Source organism: Burkholderia sp. B21-005, assembly GCF_020843965.1.
GTDB classification, from domain to species: Bacteria; Pseudomonadota; Gammaproteobacteria; order Burkholderiales; family Burkholderiaceae; genus Burkholderia; species Burkholderia ambifaria.
On the sequence record NZ_CP086301.1, the window covers coordinates 1930564 to 1950694 of the forward strand.

At 66.5% G+C, this 20131-nt stretch carries 17 protein-coding genes; 3 read left to right on the plus strand and 14 right to left on the minus strand.

What is annotated here, in order from left to right:
• Positions 1-62: 62 nt before the first annotated feature.
• The 3 genes from LMA02_RS09050 to rimO all read right to left on the minus strand — a co-directional run bounded on the left by LMA02_RS09050 (position 63) and on the right by rimO (position 3082).
• The gene (locus tag LMA02_RS09050; RefSeq protein ID WP_228904413.1) at positions 63-605 is read right to left on the minus strand and encodes a hypothetical protein; all 543 of its coding nucleotides are present in this window, start codon (positions 603-605) and stop codon (positions 63-65) included.
• Positions 606-790: 185 nt separating this feature from the next.
• Positions 791-1717, minus strand: coding sequence for a sugar kinase (locus LMA02_RS09055; RefSeq protein ID WP_228904416.1), 927 nt, complete (start codon positions 1715-1717; stop codon positions 791-793).
• A gap of 3 nt (positions 1718-1720) precedes the next feature.
• Entirely contained in the window at positions 1721-3082 is a 1362-nt protein-coding gene (gene rimO / locus LMA02_RS09060; RefSeq protein ID WP_006754352.1) for a 30S ribosomal protein S12 methylthiotransferase RimO, read from the minus strand.
• Positions 3083-3364: 282 nt separating this feature from the next.
• On the opposite strand from rimO, the gene LMA02_RS09065 reads away from it, so the two are divergent.
• Positions 3365-3616, plus strand: coding sequence for a hypothetical protein (locus LMA02_RS09065; protein ID WP_006754350.1), 252 nt, complete (start codon positions 3365-3367; stop codon positions 3614-3616).
• A gap of 511 nt (positions 3617-4127) precedes the next feature.
• Here LMA02_RS09065 and phaR read toward each other — a convergent pair.
• The 7 genes from phaR to LMA02_RS09100 all read right to left on the minus strand — a co-directional run bounded on the left by phaR (position 4128) and on the right by LMA02_RS09100 (position 11265).
• Complete coding sequence (phaR, locus tag LMA02_RS09070; RefSeq protein WP_228904418.1) at positions 4128-4694, minus strand: polyhydroxyalkanoate synthesis repressor PhaR; 567 nt, start codon at positions 4692-4694, stop codon at positions 4128-4130.
• Positions 4695-4812: 118 nt separating this feature from the next.
• Positions 4813-5553 (minus strand): 3-ketoacyl-ACP reductase, encoded by a 741-nt coding sequence (locus tag LMA02_RS09075; protein ID WP_006754348.1) that lies wholly within the window; start codon positions 5551-5553, stop codon positions 4813-4815.
• Positions 5554-5672: 119 nt separating this feature from the next.
• On the minus strand, positions 5673-6854 hold the full coding sequence (locus tag LMA02_RS09080; RefSeq protein WP_166723199.1) for an acetyl-CoA C-acetyltransferase: 1182 nt from the start codon (positions 6852-6854) through the stop codon (positions 5673-5675).
• A 99-nt stretch (positions 6855-6953) separates the two neighbouring features.
• Entirely contained in the window at positions 6954-8828 is a 1875-nt protein-coding gene (gene phaC / locus LMA02_RS09085) for a class I poly(R)-hydroxyalkanoic acid synthase (protein WP_228904420.1), read from the minus strand.
• A gap of 131 nt (positions 8829-8959) precedes the next feature.
• Complete coding sequence (locus LMA02_RS09090; protein ID WP_228904421.1) at positions 8960-9097, minus strand: hypothetical protein; 138 nt, start codon at positions 9095-9097, stop codon at positions 8960-8962.
• 95 nt (positions 9098-9192) lie between these two features.
• On the minus strand, positions 9193-10032 hold the full coding sequence (gene pgeF / locus LMA02_RS09095; protein ID WP_228904422.1) for a peptidoglycan editing factor PgeF: 840 nt from the start codon (positions 10030-10032) through the stop codon (positions 9193-9195).
• A gap of 6 nt (positions 10033-10038) precedes the next feature.
• On the minus strand, positions 10039-11265 hold the full coding sequence (locus LMA02_RS09100) for an RluA family pseudouridine synthase (RefSeq protein WP_228904423.1): 1227 nt from the start codon (positions 11263-11265) through the stop codon (positions 10039-10041).
• Positions 11266-11306: 41 nt separating this feature from the next.
• On the opposite strand from LMA02_RS09100, the gene LMA02_RS09105 reads away from it, so the two are divergent.
• Positions 11307-12131: an outer membrane protein assembly factor BamD gene (locus LMA02_RS09105; RefSeq protein WP_006755093.1), complete on the plus strand. Its 825-nt coding sequence runs from the start codon at positions 11307-11309 to the stop codon at positions 12129-12131.
• A gap of 78 nt (positions 12132-12209) precedes the next feature.
• On the opposite strand, the gene LMA02_RS09110 is transcribed toward LMA02_RS09105, so the two are convergent.
• The 3 genes from LMA02_RS09110 to LMA02_RS09120 form a co-directional block, all read right to left on the minus strand.
• A complete protein-coding gene (locus LMA02_RS09110; RefSeq protein ID WP_228904424.1) occupies positions 12210-14453 on the minus strand; it encodes an ATP-dependent DNA helicase in 2244 nt (747 codons plus the stop codon).
• 55 nt (positions 14454-14508) lie between these two features.
• Positions 14509-14724: a YdcH family protein gene (locus tag LMA02_RS09115; protein WP_006755091.1), complete on the minus strand. Its 216-nt coding sequence runs from the start codon at positions 14722-14724 to the stop codon at positions 14509-14511.
• Positions 14725-14801: 77 nt separating this feature from the next.
• Complete coding sequence (locus LMA02_RS09120; protein ID WP_228904426.1) at positions 14802-15548, minus strand: hypothetical protein; 747 nt, start codon at positions 15546-15548, stop codon at positions 14802-14804.
• A 160-nt stretch (positions 15549-15708) separates the two neighbouring features.
• Here LMA02_RS09120 and LMA02_RS09125 point away from each other — a divergent pair, with 160 nt between their 5' ends.
• On the plus strand, positions 15709-18033 hold the full coding sequence (locus LMA02_RS09125; RefSeq protein ID WP_228904428.1) for a Tex family protein: 2325 nt from the start codon (positions 15709-15711) through the stop codon (positions 18031-18033).
• 112 nt (positions 18034-18145) lie between these two features.
• On the opposite strand, the gene LMA02_RS09130 is transcribed toward LMA02_RS09125, so the two are convergent.
• Positions 18146-20059 carry a potassium transporter Kup gene (locus LMA02_RS09130; RefSeq protein WP_228904429.1) on the minus strand — a complete coding sequence of 638 codons (1914 nt, stop codon included), beginning with the start codon at positions 20057-20059 and terminating at the stop codon, positions 18146-18148.
• Positions 20060-20131 lie beyond the last annotated feature (72 nt).

Below are 20131 nucleotides of genomic sequence, written 5' to 3' on the forward strand. Positions count from 1 at the left end.
TTAGCCAAATTCGGCGCGGTTGGCCCGGTACAATGCGCGCCGCACGCACCGAGCCAGCGCGCTCAGTCGTCGGTGCGCAGGTTGACGATGCCGCCGACCGTCTCGATTTCGTGCACGCGGCCGTCGCGTACCTGCAGCGCCGCGCGCTTGCCCGGCGCCGCGCGCAGCACGACCGGTTGCGGATCCGATTCATCCGAGTTCATCCGGTCGGCCTTCAGCTCGCCCGTCGAATCGAAGCGCCCGATCCACACGCCCGTGATGTTCGTGCCGTCGTTCGATTCCTCGATTTCGAGCGTGTCGCCGTCGCGATCGCCGGCGAGCAGGATCACCTCGCCCGTGTCCGTGAACTGGTATTCGCCGTGCACGCCTTCCTCGTCCGTCTTCGGGCCGAGATGCGCGACGATCGGCCGGTCGCCAAGCGTGCCCTCATAGCGCGGCAAGCGGGCGAATTCCGGGTTCGGCCGCAACGGCCGTACGGGCGCCGCTTCATCCTGCTGCGCGCCCGGCGCGGCGGCCTGGGCCGCGACCATGCCAGGCATCGCGAGGCCCGCCGCCAGCGCGCCGGCAATCACCAGCGCCCGTTGCCATTCCAGATATCGACCCACCTTGTGTTGCTCCCTTGCTTCAGATTCGCTCGACAAACGCGGCGATGAGTTGCTGATCACCGATGCACATCGTCACGAGCGTTTAGCAGCCGCCGATGCGGCATGCACGCCGCCCGCCCCGTTCAGGTCGCCCGTCATCCGGGGTTCGAATGAGTGCGTCGCGTGGCCGGCGTGCGGGATCCGCGTCAGCCCTGCACCAGGCGTTCCACCGCATCGCGGTGCGGAATCGGCGCGACCGCGCCGTAGCCCGTCGTCGACAGCGCCGCCGCCGCGTTCGCATAACGCGCGGCCGCGAACGGATCGTCGCCCGCGACGATCCGCGCGACGAACGCGCCGCCGAAGCAGTCGCCCGCGCCCGTCGCGTCGACGGCCTCGACCGCGAAGCCCGGCACCACGCGCCGTTCGTTCGGGGTCGCGACATACGCGCCTTCCTTGCCGAGCTTCAGCGCGACGACCCGCGGCCCGTGTTCGAGCATCGCATCGACGATCGCATCGCGATCGTTCGCGCCCGTGAGCGCCGTGACGTCGTCCCAGCTCGGCAGGCAGATGTCCGTCTGGCGCAGCGCCTCGCGCATCACCGCACGGGCGCGCGGCAGCGGCCACAGCTTCAGGCGCAGGTTCGTGTCGAAGCTGACCTGCGCGCCGTTGCTGCGCGCATGGTCGATCGCCGCGAACGCGGCATCGCACGCGGCCGCGCTGATCGCGAGGCTGATGCCCGACAGGTGCACGGCCTTCGCCGCGGCCAGCGCGTCGAGCGGCAGGTCGGCCACCGTGTAGCGGCTCGCCGCGGAGCCCGCGCGCAGATAGTCGAACTGGTGGCCGTCGGCGCCGTGCGTGACGAAATACACGCCGGTCGGCGCCGTGCGGTCGATCCGCACGTAGGTCGTGTCGACCTGCTCCGCCGCCCACATCCCGGTCAGCAAGCGGCCGAACGGATCGTCACCGATCGCCGACACGAAGCCCGTCGACGCGCCCTGGCGCGCCGCGGCGATGCAGAAGTTCGACGTGTCGCCGCCGAAGCCCTGCAGGAACTCAGGACGACCCGGCTGCGACTGGTTGAATTCGATCATCGCCTCGCCGAGCGCGAGGATCTCCGGAAATGCGGCGGTCATCGCTTAAACCTCGCCCCACAGGTCGTGGCCGTCCGCGCCCGTGATCTTCACCGACACGAAATCGCCGACCTTGTAGCGCTTCGACGCCTTCGTCGCCGGCTCGACATAGACGACGCCGTCGATCTCCGGCGCATCCGCCGCCGTGCGGCCGATGCCGCCTTCTGCGCTGACTTCGTCGATCAGCACCTTGAGGGTCTTGCCGACCTTGCGCTGGATGCGCTGCGCCGACACTTCCTCGGCGACTTCCATGAAGCGCGCGCGGCGCGCTTCGCGAACGTCGTCCGGCAGCGCGCCGTCCAGTTCGTTCGCGGTCGCGCCTTCGACCGGCGAATACGCAAAGCAGCCGACGCGATCGAGTTCCGCCTCGCGGATGAAGTCGAGCAGCGTTTCGAACTGCTCTTCCGTCTCGCCGGGGAAACCGGCGATGAACGTGCTGCGGATCGTCAGGTCCGGGCAGATCTCGCGCCACTTCTGCACGCGCTCGAGCACCTTCTCCGCGTTGGCCGGGCGCTTCATGCGCTTCAGCACTTCCGGATGCGCGTGCTGGAACGGCACGTCGAGATACGGCAGCACGTGGCCCTTGAACGGGCCTTCGGCCATCAGCGGAATGACTTCGTCGACGCTCGGATACGGATACACGTAGTGCAGGCGCACCCATGCGCCGTACTGCGCGGCGAGTTCGCCGAGCGCGGCGACGAGGTCGGTCATGCGCGTCTTGATCGGCTTGCCGTTCCAGAAGCCCGTGCGGTATTTCACGTCGACGCCGTACGCGCTCGTGTCCTGCGAGATCACGAGCAGTTCCTTCACGCCCGACTTGAACAGGTTCTCCGCCTCGAGCATCACTTCGGCGACCGGACGCGACACGAGATCGCCGCGCATCGACGGGATGATGCAGAACGTGCAGCGATGGTTGCAGCCTTCGGAGATCTTCAGGTATGCGTAGTGGCGCGGCGTGAGCTTGATGCCGGCGGCCGGCACGAGATCGACGAACGGGTCGTGCGGCTTCGGCAGGTGCGAATGCACGGCCTGCATCACTTCGCCCACCGCGTGCGGGCCGGTGACGGCGAGCACCTTCGGGTGGACTTCCTCGATGAGGTTCGAGCCGCTGGCGCTCGACTTCGCGCCGAGGCAGCCGGTGACGATCACCTTGCCGTTCTCGGTCAGCGCTTCGCCGATCGCATCGAGGCTTTCCTGCACGGCTTCGTCGATGAAACCGCAGGTATTGACGACGACGAGGTCGGCGCCGTCGTACGTGCCGGAGATTTCATAACCTTCGGCGCGCAGCTGCGTGATGATTTGTTCGGAGTCGACGAGGGCTTTCGGGCACCCGAGCGATACGAAACCTACTTTGGGGGACTGGGACATCTGGAATGTGGGGGCGTGGCGGCAAAAGCGTGAGTTTACAGCTATTTATGGGTCAGCGAGGCAAAACCGGCGGTCGCGACGCCGCGGATGGCGCCCCCAATATGCGGCGCACGCGATTGCATCGGGCCACTGCGGACTGTTGATCGTGCCCTTTCACGCCGGCGGCGATGAAGCGACCGATACGATCATCGCTGGCCACCGCGCGACAATCGCTCCGAAACCACCCCTCCGCCATGCGAAAATCCCGACATCCGCTCTCTTCACTTACCCAACGGGGTTCGCATGACCACGCACATCACGATCGAATTCACCGAGCACGCCACCGAAGCCATCGATGAGCAGACCAGCACCAGCTTTTCCTATGACCAGGGTGCCCATGTGCCGCAACCCGGCGACTTCGTCGAACTCGAGAATTCGCGGCAGACGTTTCTCGTGATCGGTCGCGTGTTTTCGCTCAAGGCCAACTACAGCGCCGTCAAGCTCGTGCTCGACCTGCCTCCGCACGACGACGAGCCGGGATTCCCGGCACTCTGACCCCATCCGGTCCGGTAACGTCGGCGTTGCCGCGGGCAATCGCAGACGTGCGGACCGCCTTGCGCGAAAATGCCCCCGCAACGGGAGCGTAAGCAAGCCCGCCGAATCGGGCTTCCGCGAATCCCGTCCGGCGCTCACGGGAACCGGGACGCTTGTTACGCGCTGATCCAGCGGCGCTAACTACGCACCAGCATGTCGCGGATGGCGACGCCCCGCCGAGGCCTTCAGCGCGCCGCCATAGCTCAAGCGCGTGCCGTCAGGCACGACATGTCCCGGTTGTGTTCGCTGCTGGTTGGAATTCGATCGACCGGACGACGGTCATGCCCGCCGCACGCGAGGGCACGGGCATTCGGTGCCGACGATCAAGAACGACCGTCGGCGACATCTTGCGGCAGTGAGCCACCAATCATCGTCGTGCCTGAGCACACGATCGGCCGCATCGCACCGCCGCACGCCGCGGCACCGGCCGTCCGGCGGCTTGCGCCGCGGCGGCCGGCTTGCCGCGCAAGCGTTACTTCTTCTCCGGCTCCGGCGCGCCCGGTTGCTTGAACGGGAACGTGCTGAACATCGACTTCGCCTGGTTCTGCATCTGCTCCTGCATCTGCACGAACATGTTCTTCGACTGCTCGATGTAGCTCGTCATCATCCCTTGCATCATCGGCGCCTGCATGTTCATGAACTGCGACCAGACTTCCGGATTCATCGCGTTGCCTTCGTACAGGTTCTTCGACTGATCGGTAAGCTTGTTCTGGATGTCGATGAACGCCTGGATGTTCTTTTCCAGGTACGTGCCCATCATGCCCTGCATCGCATGACCGTAGAAACGGATGATCTGCGACAGCATCGACGACGAGAACATCGGCACGCCGCCACTCTCCTCCTCGAGGATGATCTGCAGCAGGATGCTGCGCGTCAGGTCCTCGTTGGATTTCGCATCGACGACCTTGAAGTCCTCTTGTTCCAGCACGAGTTGCTTGACGTCGGTCAGCGTGATGTACGTGCTCGTCTCGGTATCGTAGAGCCGGCGGTTCGGGTACTTCTTGATGAGCCGCTCGGCCGTTTTCTTTGTAGTAGTCATGTAACGCCTTTGAGTGCAGCGTAGCGCAAGTGACAAATCCCCGCCTCCCGAATCCGGGAGGCGGGGGCTTTCGGAAACGCCAGGCCGCGCGGCCGAACCGGCCCGCGCAGCCGGACGTTCAGCCCATGTGCAGGCCGCCGTTCAGCGAGAAGTCGGCGCCCGTCGCGAAACCCGAGTCGTTCGACGCGAGCCACGCGACGATCGAACCGATTTCCTCCGGCCCGCCAAGACGACGCACCGGGATCGTCGCGACGATCTTCTCGAGCACGTCCGGACGGATCGCCTTCACCATGTCGGTGCCGATGTAGCCGGGCGAAACGGTGTTGACCGTCACGCCCTTCGTTGCGACTTCCTGCGCGAGCGACATCGTGAAACCGTGGATGCCGGCCTTCGCGGTCGAGTAGTTCGTCTGGCCGAATTGCCCCTTCTGGCCGTTCACCGACGAAATGTTGATGATCCGGCCCCAGCCGCGCTCGACCATGCCATCGATCACCTGCTTCGTCACGTTGAACAGGCTCGTCAGGTTGGTGTCGATCACGGCCGTCCAGTCTTCGTGCGTCATCTTGCGGAACACGACGTCGCGCGTGATGCCCGCGTTGTTGACCAGCACGTCGATCTCGCCGACTTCAGCCTTGACCTTGTCGAACGCTGCCTTGGTCGAGTCCCAGTCGCCGACGTTGCCTTCCGACGCGATGAAATCGTAGCCGAGCGCCTTCTGGTCCTCGATCCATTTCACACGGCGCGGCGAGTTCGGGCCGCAACCCGCGACCACCTTGAAGCCGTCTTTCAACAGACGCTGGCAGATGCTGGTGCCGATGCCGCCCATCCCGCCCGTTACGTACGCAATTCGCTGTGACATGAATCTCACTCCATTTTTTGGTTTCGAGAGCCGCCGGAGGCCCCTCTGACTTCACGTGGCGCCGGCCGAAGCCGCAATCGACCGGCGCACGGATTGGTTTGGCGTTGACGGACGGCCGGTTACGGACGTTCGACCGCGAGTGCAACACCCATCCCGCCGCCGATGCACAGCGACGCCAGCCCGCGCTTCGCATCGCGCTTGACCATCTCGTGCAGCAGCGTCACCAGGATCCGGCAGCCCGACGCGCCGATCGGGTGACCGATCGCGATCGCCCCGCCGTTCACGTTCACCTTCGACGTGTCCCAGCCCATCTGCTTGTGCACCGCCAGCGCCTGCGCCGCGAATGCCTCGTTGATTTCCATCAGGTCCAGGTCGCCCGGCGTCCAGCCCGCACGCTCCAGGCAACGGCGCGATGCCGGCACCGGCCCCATGCCCATCACGCTCGGATCCACGCCCGCATTCGCGTACGCCTTGATCCGCGCCAGCGGCGTCAGCCCCAGCGCCGCCGCCTTCTGCGCCGACATCACCAGCACCGCCGCCGCGCCGTCGTTCAGCCCCGACGCGTTCGCCGCCGTCACCGTGCCTTCCTTCGCGAACGCCGGCTTCAGACCCGCCAGCGATTCCGCCGTCACGCCGTGACGCACGAACTCGTCGGTCGCGAACTGCAGCGGCTCGCCCTTGCGCTGCGGAATCGACACCGGCACGATCTCGTCGTTGAAGCGGCCGGCCTTCTGCGCGGCTTCCGCCTTGTTCTGCGACAGGGCCGCGAACGCATCCTGCTCGTCGCGCGTGATCCCGTATTCCTTCGCGACGTTCTCCGCCGTGATGCCCATGTGGTACTGGTTGTACACGTCCCACAGGCCGTCGACGATCATCGTGTCGACCAGCTTCGCGTCACCCATCCGGAACCCGTCGCGCGAGCCCGGCAGCACGTGCGGCGCCGCGCTCATGTTTTCCTGGCCGCCCGCGATCACGATCTCCGCGTCGCCCGCCGCGATCGCGTTCGCCGCCAGCATCACGGCCTTCAGGCCCGAGCCGCACACCTTGTTGATCGTCATGCCCGGCACCGCACTCGGCAGGCCGGCCTTGATCAGCGACTGACGCGCCGGGTTCTGTCCCGAGCCTGCCGCCAGCACCTGACCCATGATCACTTCGCTCACCTGCTCGGGCTTCACGCCCGAGCGCTCCAGCACCGCGCGAATCACCGTCGCGCCCAGTTCCGGTGCCGCGATCTTCGCAAGCGAGCCGCCGAATTTGCCAACCGCGGTCCGCGCGGCCGATACGATCACTACGTCCGTCATTTCCCTTTCCTCCAGGCCCGCACGACACGGCGCATCGCTGCCGGCCCTGTTAAAAAAACTGCGGTGCACCGGACAGCGTGCGCTGCTGTCCGGCTTTCGTCAATCGCGCTGCAACACGTAACGGCCCGGCGCCGGCTCGATCACCGGGAACTGCGCGGAACCGGGTTTGGCGGGCGGCGCCACCTTGCGGCCGCCGTACTGGTCGAGCCACTCGACCCAGGTCGCCCACCAGCTGCCCGGCTGCTCGGTCGCCCCGGCAAGCCAGTCGTCCGCGGATTCGGGCAGGTCGCCGTCGTTGACCCAGAAGCTGCGCTTCTTCTTCGCCGGCGGATTGATCACGCCCGCGATGTGACCCGACGCACCCAGCACGAACTTCAGCGGCCCCGTCAGGATCGACGTCGACGCGTAGGCCGTCTGCCACGGCACGATGTGATCCTCGCGCGACCCGTAGATGAAGGTCGGCACGTCGATGCGCGACAGGTCGACGGATTCGCCGCACACGGTCAGCGCGCCCGGCACGCGGAGCTTGTTCTCGAGATAGGTATTGCGCAGGTACCACGCGTACATCGGACCGGGCAGGCTCGTCGAGTCGCTGTTCCAGTACAGCAGGTCGAACGCCGCGGGCGTGCGGCCCTTCAGGTAGTTGTCGACGACGTAGTTCCACACGAGGTCGTTCGGCCGCAGGAACGAGAACGTGTTCGCGAACTCGACGCCGCGCATCAGCCCCGGCGCCGTGCCGTTCTTGCCGCCGATGGTCTGCTCGCGCATCTGCACGTGCGCCTCGTCGACGAACACGTCGAGGATGCCGGTGTCGGTGAAGTCGAGCATCGCGGTCAGCAGCGTCATCGACGCGGCCGGATGTTCGCCGCGCGCGGCGAGCACCGCCAGCGCGGTCGCGAGCATCGTGCCGCCGACGCAGAAGCCGAGCGTGTTGATCTGCTCGCGGCCGCTGACCTGCTGCACCGCGTCGATCGCGGCGAGCAGCCCTTCGTTCATGTAGTCGTCCCACGTCTTGTGCGCGACCGACGCATCGGCGTTGCGCCACGACACGAGGAACACCTGATGGCCGCTCGACAGCGCATGCGCGACGAGCGAATTCTCGGGCTGCAGGTCGAGGATGTAGAACTTGTTGATGCACGGTGGCACGATCAGCAGCGGCCGCTCGAACACCTTGTCCGTCTTCGGCGAGTACTGGATCAGCTGGATCAGGTCGTTCTCGTAGACGACCGCGCCTTCGGTACACCCGAGGTTCTTGCCGACCACGAATTGCGATTCGTCGGTCTGCGAAATCTTGCCGCGCTGCATGTCGCCGAGCAGGTTCATCATCCCCTGCCGCAGGCTTTCGCCCTGCGTCTCGAGGATCGACTTCTGTGCATCGGGATTGAGCGCGAGGAAGTTGCTCGGCGCGGCGGCAGCCGTCCATTGCTGGACGGAGAAACGAATGCGTTCGCGCGTCTTCGGATCGGTCTCGAGCGCCTCGGCCAGTTCCTGCAGGTAGCGCGCGTTGAGCAGATACCACGCCGCCGCGAACGCATGCGCGGGCGAGGCCTTCCACGCATCCGAGCTGAAGCGGCGGTCCTTCAGTTCGGGCGACTCGAGCGTCGCGGCGGCCGCCTGCTGCATCAGCGTCACGCAGTCGCGCGCATAGTCGGCCTGCAACTTCTGGAGCCGTTCGGGCGAGATCGCGGCCGCCGGCAGCTTCAGCCCCGCGAACGGCGACGCCAGACCGCCGAAGCTGCTCAGATCGGGCATCGACGGCATCTGGAACGGAACCGAGGTCGGGAACTGGAATGCGGCGAACGGGTTCGCGGTGGTCGCCGCCGTTGCGGCGCGTGCCGGATCGGCGAAACCACGCCAGGCGTTCAGCCATGCTTCGAACATCTGCTGCATCGGCTGGACCGCCTGGCCGAATCCGGCGCTGCTTGCGGAAGTGCCCGCCTGAGCGGACGTCGACGAATTTTTCGATGCTGTCATTACCTGCCTTACCGGTGATTCGTGAGCGTCAATCGTGAAATCCTGCTCGCGCGCGGCGTGCCGGTGCGAGCCGGGCCGTCATGCTCTGGAGAGGCGTCTCCAGATTCTGCCGCAGTGCGGTACTTTTATCATTATCGTTTTCCCCATGTGAAGCCCTGCGTCAAACCACTGAACATTTCTGCTCGGAGATAATCCGCGCGCAACAGGCGGGACAAGGCTTCCGGCGAACCATAAAATATTTTGGTTGACTTGACTTCGGGATTATTCATTCGATTGTCCATGCAACGCCGCATTGCCGCGTCAATATCGAGATAACCCGATTTTGCAGCGCAACAAACCACGCGCGCAAGCGCGCGGTCAGTCGTCAATCGGCCAGCCAGATCGCCGCCGCCATGCGGCCGGTCACGCGGTCGCGCCGATATGAATAGAAGCGCGCTTGTTCGGTGACCGTGCAGGCGGACCCGCCGCTCACGTGCGCAACACCTGCACGCGCGAGGCGCAGGCGCGCGAGCGCATGGAGGTCGGCGAGGAACTTGCCGGGCGCGCCGTCGATCGCGACGAACGCTTGCCGCGTTTCATCATGCTCCGACTGCGCAGCCGTGTCGAGAAACGCGTCGCGCACGTCGGCGCCGACTTCGAACGCCTGCGGGCCGATTGCGGGCCCGAGGTACGCATGGACTTCATCCGCCCCGCCGCCGGCGAGCGCCGCGACGCGGGCCGCGGTCTGTTCAATGATGCCGGCCGCGAGCCCGCGCCAGCCTGCGTGCGCGGCGCCGACCGCCCGGCCGTGCGCGTCGCACAGCAGCACCGGCAGGCAATCCGCGATCATCACGACACAGACCGCGCCCGCACGGTCCGTCACGCTCGCGTCGGCCTGCACGGGCGCCGCGGCAGCCGACGCGGCCTCGATCACTTCGTCCGCGCGCACGATCCGCGCGCCGTGAACCTGCTCGAGCCAGGCCGCGCGCGACTGGCCGGCCAGCGCGAGCAAGCGCGCGCGATTCGCGGCGACATGGGTCGGATCGTCACCGGTATGCAAGCCGAGATTCATCCCGCCCGGCAACTCGGCGCCGTCCTGCCAGCGCCCGTAAGGACCGTCGCTCACACCGCCGTCGCGGGTCGTGATCAGCGCGCGAACGCGCGGTGACACCTGCCAGTCGGGCTGTACGCAGTCCTGCCACGTCAACGGCGCCAGGTTCGTCATCGGCACTCACTCCTCCTCGTCGTCCGGATCCGACTCGTCATCGTAATCCTCGTCGTGATCCTGATATTCGCCGGCGAAATCGTCATCGTCGTAGACGCCGTCGTCATCGTCGAATTCCTCGTCAGCCTGCCCGAAACCGAGGGCCGCGATCAGCGCGTTCATGTCGTCCGGCAACGGGCAGCGCCACTGCATCGTCTTGCCCGTGAGCGGATGCACGAGGCCGAGCCGCCATGCGTGCAGCGCCTGCCGCGCGAACCCGTCCGGCAGCGGCGCGACCGAGCGCTTGCCGCGCGCGCGCCCGTACACCGGATCGCCGAGCAGCGGATGCCCGATATGCGCGCAGTGCACGCGGATCTGGTGCGTGCGGCCGGTTTCGAGGTCGCACTGGATCGCGGACACCGGCTGACGTTGCCACAGGCATGTGTCAACCGTGCGGAAATGGGTGCGCGCGGGCTTGCCCGACGCACCGGTGACGACGGCCATGCGCGTGCGCTCGCGCGGGTCGCGGCCGATCGGCGCGTCGATCGTGCCGTCTTCGGGCATCGTGCCCCAGACGAGCGCGAAATAGCGGCGCTTCACCGTGCGCGCCTGCAACTGGCGCACGAGGTCGGTCTGCGCGGCAAGCGTGCGTGCGACCACCATCAGGCCGGACGTTTCCTTGTCGAGCCGGTGCACGATCCCGGCACGCGGCAGGCCGGCCGCGGCGTCGCCGTAGCGATGCAGCAGCCCGTTGAGAATCGTGCCGCTCCAGTTGCCGGCGGCGGGATGGACGACGACGCCGGCCGGTTTGTTGATGACGAGGAGCGCGTCGTCCTCGTAGATCACGTCGAGCGGCACCGGCTCCGGCGTGAACGCCAGTTGCTCCGGCAGCAGGTCGGGCACGAGCTCGATCCTGGCGCCGAGCGGCACCGGCTGGCGGATCTTCGCCGGCGCGCCGTCGATCAGCACGCGCTGCGCCTCGATCCAGCTCTGCAGGCGGCTGCGGGAGAATTCGGGGAATAGCTGGGCAAGCGCCTTGTCGAGGCGTTCGCCCGCGAGCGACAACGGCACTTCGACGACGCGCGGCGTCTCATCGGCCGCCGCGGACGGCACGACAGGCGGTTGCATCGCGCCTGCAGCCGGGCCGTCATCGGGAGAATCCCCCGATGCAGCGTCGGCGGGCCGATCGCTTGGGCTATAATCTTCGCGATTTGACTTGCCCCGCGGGGCATTCTGCGAACTTGAACGGGTCATTTAGACTGGGTCACCGAGACTTGAAGCTAGGACATGCGAGCATGATGAATTCGACCAAACGTACGGCCAAAACCGTCGCCGCCCGAGCTGCGGCGGTAGCGGCCGCGGCCCTCATCGCCGGCTGCCACGGCTTACCGCAGAAGCAGGACGAGACGGCTACCTGGTCGAACAACAAATTATACTCAGAGGCCCAGGACGCGCTGTCCGGCGGCGACTGGGGCAAGTGCGCGAAATATTTCGAATCGCTGCAAGGCCGCGATCCGTTCGGTCATTTCGCGCAACAGGCGCAGATCAACGTCGCGTACTGCAACTGGAAGGACAACGAAGCGGCAGCCGCCGACCAGGCCGTCGACCGCTTCATCCAGCTGCACCCGGATCACCCGGATATCCCGTACGCGTACTACCTGAAGGGGATGATCCACTTCAACGACGATCTTGGCCTGTTCGGCCGCTTCTCCGGCCAGGACATGAGCGAGCGCGATCCGCAGGCACTGCGCGAATCGTACGACGCGTTCAAGGTCGTCGTCGACCGCTACCCGAAGAGCAAGTATGCGCCCGACGCCGCGGCGCGGATGCGCTACATCGTCAACGCGCTCGCCTCGCACGAAGTACACGCGGCCGACTACTACTATCGGCGCGGCGCCTACGTCGCGGCAATCAACCGCGCACAGCTCGCGATCAAGGACTACAAGGGCGCGCCGGCGATCGAGGACGCGCTGCACATCATGATCCTGTCGTACGGCAAGCTGAACCAGCCGCAACTCGCGGAAGACACGAAGCGCGTGCTCGCGGGGACCTTCCCGGACAGCCCGTACATCACCGGCCACTCGCGCCCCGGCACGAAGAAGTCGTGGTGGCAGTTCTGAGCGACGCCCGCTGCACAAAAAAACCCGGCCATCGAGCCGGGTTTTCTATTGGCGCCGCCCGTAGCAGGCGGCGGTGCGTCACGCGCGCTTTTTCGCGCGATGTTCGTCGAAAAAGTCCTGCACGACCGCGATCTCGCGCGTGCGCTTGAACGGCGGCAGGCTCTGCCAGATCCGACGACCGTACGGCTTGTCGACAAGCCGCGTGTCGCAGATCATCAGCACGCCGCGATCCGTCTCCGCGCGAATCAGGCGGCCCGCGCCCTGCTTCAGCGTGATCACGGCCTGCGGCAGCTGGTGAACCGCGAACGGGCTCAAGCCCTTCTTGGTCAGCGCATCGAGTCGCGCGGCCAGCACCGGATCGTCGGGCGGCGCGAACGGCAGCTTGTCGATCACGACGAGCGACAGCGCATCGCCGCGCACGTCGACGCCTTCCCAGAAGCTCTGGCTGCCCACGAGGATCGCATTGCCGTACGAACGGAAGCGGTCGAGCAGCTCGGTTCGGCTGGCGTCGCCCTGCACCAGCAGCGGCGTGTTCCAGCCGCGCGACTCGATCACGTCGCGCAGCTTCGACGCGATCCGGTCAACCGCGCGCAGCGTCGTGCACAGCATGAAGACGCCGCCACCCGACGCCTCGATCGCCGGTAGCGCGGCATCGAATACGGCGTCGGTAAACGTCGGCGACGACGGCTGCGGCAGGTTGCGGGGCACGTACAGCAGGCCCTGCGTCTGATAGTCGAACGGGCTTGCGAGCGTCATCGAGCGCCGCGAGCTGAGGCCCATCTGGGCCGCGTAGTGCGTGAAGTCGCCGCGCACCGACAGCGTCGCCGACGTGAAGACCCACGCGCGCGGCACGCCGGCGCGCTGCTTCGCGAAGATCGGCGCGACCGACAACGGCGTCTCGTGCAGCTGGACGGTATGCGCGAACACTTCGACCCAGCGCACCTTCTCGTTCGGGTCGTCGGCAGCCGCCTTGTCGCCGGCCGCCGCGGCGTCGGCCTGCGCGGCCGCTTGCGCGGCACCGGGCGCGACCCAGCCCGCGAGCAGGTCCTGCAGCTCGCGCGCGCGCCGCAGGCACGCACCGAGCGATTCCGCCCGCTCGGCCTGGCTCGCGAGCGCCGATGCGAGCGCATCGAGCGCCGCTTCGAGCGCGTCGAGCGCGCCGAACATCGGGTGATCGTCGCCCAGTTGCGCGAGCGACATGCGCACGATCTGGTCATTCGCGAATGCGAGGCGCAGGTCGCGCGCCGCGCGTTCGAGATCGCCGCCGAGCTTCACCCACTCGACCGCATCACGCGCATGACTCAGGCCTTCGGCGACCGTGTCGCGTGCGAGTTCGAGGATCTGTGTGGTCGACAGCGTCTCGCCGAAGAACAGCGTCGCCGTCTCCGGCAGCTGGTGCGCCTCGTCGAAGATCACCGTGTTCGCGTTCGGCAGCAGCTCGGCCATCCCGGTGTCGCGCAGCATGATGTCCGCGAAGAACAGGTGATGGTTGACGACGACGACGTCGGCCTGCTGCGCCTCGCGCCGCGCCTGCATCACGAAGCACTCCTTGTAATGCGGGCACTCCTGGCCGAGGCAGTTGTCGCGCGTCGACGTGACCATCGACCACACCGGCGCCGTCTCCGGCACGCTCGCGAGCTCGGCCTTGTCGCCGCTTTTCGTGAGCTTCGCGAACCGGACGATTTCCTGCAGGTATGCGGTGTCCTGTCGCGACGGCAGGCGGCCGTTGTCGGCCGTGCGCTGCAGATAGTAATGGCACAGGTAGTTCGAGCGGCCCTTGAGCATCGCGACCGTCACCGGCACCGCGAGCGCGTTGCGCACGGTCGGGATGTCGCGCTGGAACAGCTGATCCTGCAGGTGCTTCGTGCCGGTCGACACGATCACCTTGCCGCCCCACAGCATCGCGGGCACCAGGTACGCATAGGTCTTGCCGGTACCGGTGCCGGCCTCGACGATCAGCGTGTTGTCGCCGGCGTCGCTGTCGGTGTCGGCCGCCGCACCGTCCGCGGCGGATTCGGCCGCCTTGTCGCCTTCGCCGAGACGGCGCGCCGGCCGCTTGCGGGTTTCGAAGATTTCCGGTTCGGGCAGACGGCGCGCGGACGCCTCCATCGCGGACGCGACCGCACGCGCCATCTCGATCTGCGACAGACGCGGATGATAGCCGTCGAGCGCGCGCGCAAGCAGTCCGCCTTCACCGAAGATCGTGTCGAGTTCGTCGACGCGCTTGCGGCTCAGCTCGAAGGTGCCTTCGGGCGCACGAACGCGCCCGGCAGACGACGCGTCACGCCGGGCATCGGGGTTGGCTTCAAGCGGTGAATTCAAGGCAAGCGTTCCTGTGTCCAGCGCCCAGGCGGCGCCGGCGCTTGCCAGGCCGCGCTCAGGCGCGCTTATCCGGTTCCAGCTGCGATTGCAGCAAAATGATTTTGTCCTTGGCCGCCAGCTTTTCCTTCTTCAGCCGGTGCAGCGTAATGTCGTCGATGTCGGAGTGTCCTTCCTTCAGCTCGATCTCTCGAGCGAGCTGCTGGTGCTGCTCCTGCAATGCTGCCAAACGGTTGTGCAATTCCTGCTGCTGTTCCGTGGGACGGTTTTGCATATGCGCCTCCTCATCGAAAGCAGCGCGCCGACTGGCGTGCCGGCACGCACGAGACTGGTCCGGATCAATCCAATACGTTACTGCCCCTGCTGCTGTTGCTGCTGCTTGGCCTTTTGGGCCGCTTCCTGCTGACGCCGCTCGACATCGGCCTTGTGCTGCGCGGCTTCCTTCTGCTTCTGCTCGTAGCGCGTGGCGTTGTCCGCCCGCTCCTGCGCCTTCTGCGCAGCCTGCTGGTGCGCCTGGTCGAGCTTGCGCTGGAAGTCGGCCTGCTTCTGGTCGTATGCCTGCTTGCTCGCGGCGTGCTGCGGCCCTTCCGCGCCGCGCTGCGCCTGCTTCACTGCATTCTGCTCCTGCTTGTCGCGGAATGCAGCCGCGTTCGCCGCATCGTTCGCCGCGCGCTGCGGCGCTTCCGCCGCATTCTGCGCCTGCTTCAGCGCCTGCTGCTGGTCGCGCTGCTGCGCCCGCACCGCACGCTGTTCGTCGTCGAGCGCGAGCTGCTCCTGGCGGATGCTCGCCCGCTCCTCGCGCATCCGGTCGCGCGCATTGCCGAGACAGTGATTGACGAAGAACTTGCTGTAGCAATCGTGCTCCGCCACGGCATAACGATAATCGTTTTCCGCGGAACGTTGATTGAGCACTTTTTGACGGGCGTCAAAATCCTGCGTGGCGGAGGCTGCGACGGGCACGGCGGCAGACGCGGTTGCGCCCGATGCCTGTGCGTACGCGACGGTGGACCCGGCGGACAAAGCCGCGGCAAGCGCTGCGCCGAGCGCGACGAGAGAAATGCGGGAAGTTGGCAACGTCGTAGGAAAGCTGCGGGACATGTGTCAAATTCTATCACCCCCGGCTGGACGCTCCGCCATTTATGGCAAAATGCCCCGCTTCACTCACCCGCGGCATCTGGTCCGGCGGGCCCGTCTCGCAGCCCGCCGCGCGCGGTCTGCCGGCCCGCGCCGCGATTTCAGCAGGCACATCATCCACGACATGACGGAAACCGTAGCACTCAAGATCGTACAGCGCATCGCCACCGAACTGTCCGTCCAGCCGCGCCAGGTCGCGGCGGCAGTGCAACTCCTCGACGAAGGCTCGACCGTTCCGTTCATTGCCCGATACCGCAAGGAAGTGACCGGCAACCTGGACGACACGCAACTGCGCCAGCTCGAGGAACGCCTCCTGTATCTGCGCGAACTCGAGGATCGCCGCGCGACGATCCTGTCGAGCATCGACGAACAGGGCAAGCTGACCGACGAACTGCGCGCCGCGATCGACGCGGCCGACAGCAAGCAGGTGCTCGAAGACCTTTATCTGCCGTACAAGCCGAAGCGCCGCACGCGCGCGCAGATCGCCCGCGAAGCCGGCCTCGAGCCGCTCGCGCAGGCGCTGCTCGCGAATCCGCTGCTCGACCCGCAGGCGGAAGCCGCCGCGTACGTCGATGCCGACAAGGGTGTCGCCGACGTGAAGGCCGCGCTCGACGGCGCGCGCGACATCCTGTCCGAACAGTTCGGCGAAACGGCCGAACTGCTCGGCAAGCTGCGCGACTACCTGCACAGCCAGGGCGTCGTGTCGTCGGCCGTGGTCGAAGGCAAGGAAAACGAGGAAGGCGAGAAGTTCCGCGACTACTACGACTACGCGGAGACGATCCGGACCGTGCCGTCGCACCGCGCGCTCGCGCTGTTCCGCGGCCGCAACGCCGGTGTGCTGACCGTCAAGCTGGGCCTCGGCGAGGAACTCGACGCGCAGGTACCGCATCCCGGCGAAGCGATGATCGCGCGCCATTTCGGGATCGCGAACCAGAGCCGTCCCGCCGACAAGTGGCTGTCCGACGTGTGCCGCTGGTGCTGGCGCGTGAAGGTGCAGCCGCACATCGAGAACGAACTGCTCACGCAACTGCGTGAAACGGCGGAAGCCGAGGCGATCCGAGTGTTCGCGCGCAACCTGAAGGATCTGCTGCTGGCCGCGCCGGCCGGCCCGAAGGCCGTGATCGGTCTCGACCCCGGCCTGCGCACGGGCGTGAAGGTCGCCGTGGTCGACCGTACCGGCAAGCTGCTCGCGACCGACACGATCTACCCGCACGAGCCGCGCCGCGACTGGGACGGCTCGCTCGCGAAGCTCGCGCGCATCGCCGCGCAGACGCAGGCGGAGCTGATCAGCATCGGTAACGGCACCGCGTCCCGCGAAACCGACAAGCTCGCGAGCGAGCTGATCTCGAAGCACCCCGAACTGCGGCTGCAGAAGATCGTCGTGTCGGAAGCCGGCGCGTCGGTCTACTCGGCGTCCGAGCTGGCCGCGAAGGAATTTCCGGAACTCGACGTGTCGCTGCGCGGCGCCGTGTCGATCGCGCGCCGCCTGCAGGATCCGCTCGCCGAGCTCGTGAAGATCGAGCCGAAGGCGATCGGCGTCGGCCAGTACCAGCACGACGTGAACCAGCGCGAACTCGCCCGCTCGCTCGACGCGGTCGTCGAGGATTGCGTGAACGCGGTCGGCGTCGACGCGAATACCGCGTCGGTCGCGCTGCTTGCACGCGTATCGGGCCTGAACGCCACGCTCGCGCGCAACATCGTCGACTACCGCGACGCGAACGGGCCGTTCCCGTCGCGCGACCATCTGCGCAAGGTGCCGCGTCTCGGCGACAAGACCTTCGAACAGGCGGCCGGCTTCCTGCGCATCAACGGCGGCGAGAATCCGCTCGACCGCTCGTCGGTCCACCCGGAGGCCTATCCGGTCGTCGAACGGATCCTCGCGAAGATCAGCAAGCGGATCGACGACGTGCTCGGCAGCCGCGACGCGCTGTCCGGACTGTCGCCGACGGAATTTGTTGACGAACGTTTCGGCCTGCCGACCGTGCGCGACATTCTGTCCGAACTCGAAAAACCGGGTCGCGACCCGCGGCCTGAATTCAAGACCGCAACGTTCCGCGACGGCGTCGAGAAGGTGTCCGATCTGATGCCCGGCATGCTCCTTGAAGGGGTCGTGACGAACGTCGCGGCATTCGGCGCGTTCGTGGATATCGGCGTGCACCAGGACGGTCTCGTCCACGTGTCGGCGATGTCGACGAAGTTCATCAAGGATCCGCACGAAGTCGTGAAGGCCGGCCAGGTCGTCAAGGTCAAGGTGCTCGACGTCGACGTGAAGCGCCAGCGCATTGCGCTGACGATGCGCCTCGACGACGAAGCGGCCGCGCCCGGCATGGCGCCGCGCAGCAGTCAGGATCGCGGCAATGCCGGCCGCGGCGCGGCCCGCCCGCAGCGTTCGCGCGAGCCGGAACCGGCCGGCGCGATGGCCGCGGCGTTCGCGAAGCTGAAGCGCTAAACGCGCGAAGGTCGTCGCCGCACGAAAAAAAGCCCGCCGACAGGCGGGCTTTTTCATGGCGTCGGCAAGCGCACTGCCGAATTGGGCCGCATCCGCGGCCCACGCGCGTCGGTCAGATCTCGATCTTGGTGCCGAGCTCGACGACGCGGTTCGCCGGGATCGAGAAGAAATCGGTCGGCTTCGCCGCGTTCTGATGCATCCAGGCGAACACGCGCTCGCGCCAGATCGACATGCCGGGCAGATGCGTCGGCACGACCGTTTCGCGCGCGAGGAAGAACGACGTGTCCATCAGCTCGAACGTCATGTCGTGCGAGCGGCCGAATTCCTCGAGCACGGCCTTCACGTCCGGTGTCTCGTTGAAGCCGTACTGGGCCTTGACGATGTACAGGCCGCCACCCGCATCGCGCGAACTCAGGCGCGTGTCGTCGCGCACGTACGGAATGTCGCGCGTGACGAACGTCAGGAAGATGGTCCGCTCGTGGAGCACCTTGTTGTGCTTCAGGTTGTGCAGCAGGCTGACGGGCACGAGCTTGTCGTTGCCGGTCAGGTAGATCGCGGTGCCCGACACGCGGTGCGGCGGATGCGCGAGCAGCCCCTGCAGGAACGGCTCGAGCGGGATACCGTCCGCGGCCGTGCGCTCCTTGACGATGTGGCGGCCCTTGTACCAGGTCATCAGCAGGAAGAACAGCAGCGCGCCGATGCCGATCGGCAGCCAGCCGCCCTGCGCGACCTTCAGCAGATTCGCGCCGAAGAAGCCCAGGTCGATCGCGAGGAACACCGCGATGATCGCGCCGACGAGCAGCCGGTTCCAGTTCCACACCTTCACCATCACGACGCACGCCAGCACGGTAGTGATGACCATCGTCGCCGTCACCGCGATACCGTACGCTGCCGCCAGGTTGTCGGAGCTCTTGAAGCCGATCACGATGCAGAGAATCACGAACAGCAGCAGCCAGTTCACCACCGGCACGTAGATCTGGCCGATCGCCAGCTCGGACGTATGCAGCACCTTCATGCGCGGCACGTAACCGAGCTGGATCGCCTGCGACGTCAGAGAATACGCGCCCGAGATCACGGCCTGCGACGCGATCACGGTCGCGACCGTCGACAGCACGACGAGCGGCAGCAACCCCCATTCGGGCGCCAGCAGGAAGAACGGGTTTTCGATCGCTTTCGGGTTCTGGATCAGCAGCGCGCCCTGGCCGAAGTAGTTCAGCACGAGCGACGGCATCACGAGCCCGTACGCGGCGAGACGGATCGGCTTCGCACCAAAGTGCCCCATGTCCGCGTAGAGCGCTTCCGCACCGGTCAGCACCAGCACGACCGAACCCAGCACGACGTAGGCCTGCAGCAGGTGGTCCGCCATGAACGACGCCGCGTAGTACGGATTGATCGCCGCCATGATGCCCGGCACGCGCACGATGTGGTACACGCCGAGTGCCGCGATCACGACGAACCACACGACCATGATCGGGCCGAATAGCTTGCCGACCAGTGCGGTGCCGTGGCGCTGGATCCAGAACAGCGCGATCAGGATCACGATCGTGATCGGCAGTACGAGGTGGGACAAGTGTGGCGTCGCGATTTCGAGACCTTCGACCGCCGACATCACCGAGATCGCCGGCGTGATCACCGCGTCCCCGTAGAACATGCACGCGCCGAATATCCCGAGCGCCATCAGCGCGCCCGCGACGCGGGTTTTCGAGTCGAGGGGCCGCAGCGACAGGGCCATCAGCGCGAGCACGCCGCCCTCGCCGTTGTTGTCGGCCCGCATCACGAACAGCAGATATTTGATACCGACCACCAGGATGATCGCCCAGAACAGCAGCGAGATCACCCCCAGAATCGAGCTTTCGGTCAGCGGGATGCCGTGTGCGGGGCTGAACGCCTCCTTCAGCGAATACAGCGGGCTGGTGCCGATGTCGCCAAACACGACGCCAATGGCCGCTATCGCAAGCGCCCGCATCGAGTGTTGGTGCGTCGAATGCGCATGGGCTGCGTCGGTCGCCTGGATCGTGTCGTTCATATGAAGCGTAATAATCGGGTCCGGTTCGGACAAAACGAGCGCTATTCTACTCGCGCCCCCCTGAAACACCGC

Excerpts from the sequence above, each read along its gene's own strand:
- LMA02_RS09055 (WP_228904416.1), bottom strand. The coding sequence starts at position 1,717 with ATGACCGCCGCATTTCCGGAGATCCTCGCGCTCGGCGAGGCGATGATC.
- rimO (WP_006754352.1), bottom strand. The coding sequence starts at position 3,082 with ATGTCCCAGTCCCCCAAAGTAGGTTTCGTATCGCTCGGGTGCCCGAAA.
- LMA02_RS09065 (WP_006754350.1), top strand. The coding sequence starts at position 3,365 with ATGACCACGCACATCACGATCGAATTCACCGAGCACGCCACCGAAGCC.
- phaR (WP_228904418.1), bottom strand. The coding sequence starts at position 4,694 with ATGACTACTACAAAGAAAACGGCCGAGCGGCTCATCAAGAAGTACCCG.
- LMA02_RS09075 (WP_006754348.1), bottom strand. The coding sequence starts at position 5,553 with ATGTCACAGCGAATTGCGTACGTAACGGGCGGGATGGGCGGCATCGGC.
- LMA02_RS09080 (WP_166723199.1), bottom strand. The coding sequence starts at position 6,854 with ATGACGGACGTAGTGATCGTATCGGCCGCGCGGACCGCGGTTGGCAAA.
- phaC (WP_228904420.1), bottom strand. The coding sequence starts at position 8,828 with ATGACAGCATCGAAAAATTCGTCGACGTCCGCTCAGGCGGGCACTTCC.
- LMA02_RS09090 (WP_228904421.1), bottom strand. The coding sequence starts at position 9,097 with ATGAATAATCCCGAAGTCAAGTCAACCAAAATATTTTATGGTTCGCCG.
- pgeF (WP_228904422.1), bottom strand. The coding sequence starts at position 10,032 with ATGACGAACCTGGCGCCGTTGACGTGGCAGGACTGCGTACAGCCCGAC.
- LMA02_RS09100 (WP_228904423.1), bottom strand. The coding sequence starts at position 11,265 with ATGACCCGTTCAAGTTCGCAGAATGCCCCGCGGGGCAAGTCAAATCGC.
- LMA02_RS09105 (WP_006755093.1), top strand. The coding sequence starts at position 11,307 with ATGATGAATTCGACCAAACGTACGGCCAAAACCGTCGCCGCCCGAGCT.
- LMA02_RS09115 (WP_006755091.1), bottom strand. The coding sequence starts at position 14,724 with ATGCAAAACCGTCCCACGGAACAGCAGCAGGAATTGCACAACCGTTTG.
- LMA02_RS09120 (WP_228904426.1), bottom strand. The coding sequence starts at position 15,548 with ATGTCCCGCAGCTTTCCTACGACGTTGCCAACTTCCCGCATTTCTCTC.
- LMA02_RS09125 (WP_228904428.1), top strand. The coding sequence starts at position 15,709 with ATGACGGAAACCGTAGCACTCAAGATCGTACAGCGCATCGCCACCGAA.
- LMA02_RS09130 (WP_228904429.1), bottom strand. The coding sequence starts at position 20,059 with ATGAACGACACGATCCAGGCGACCGACGCAGCCCATGCGCATTCGACG.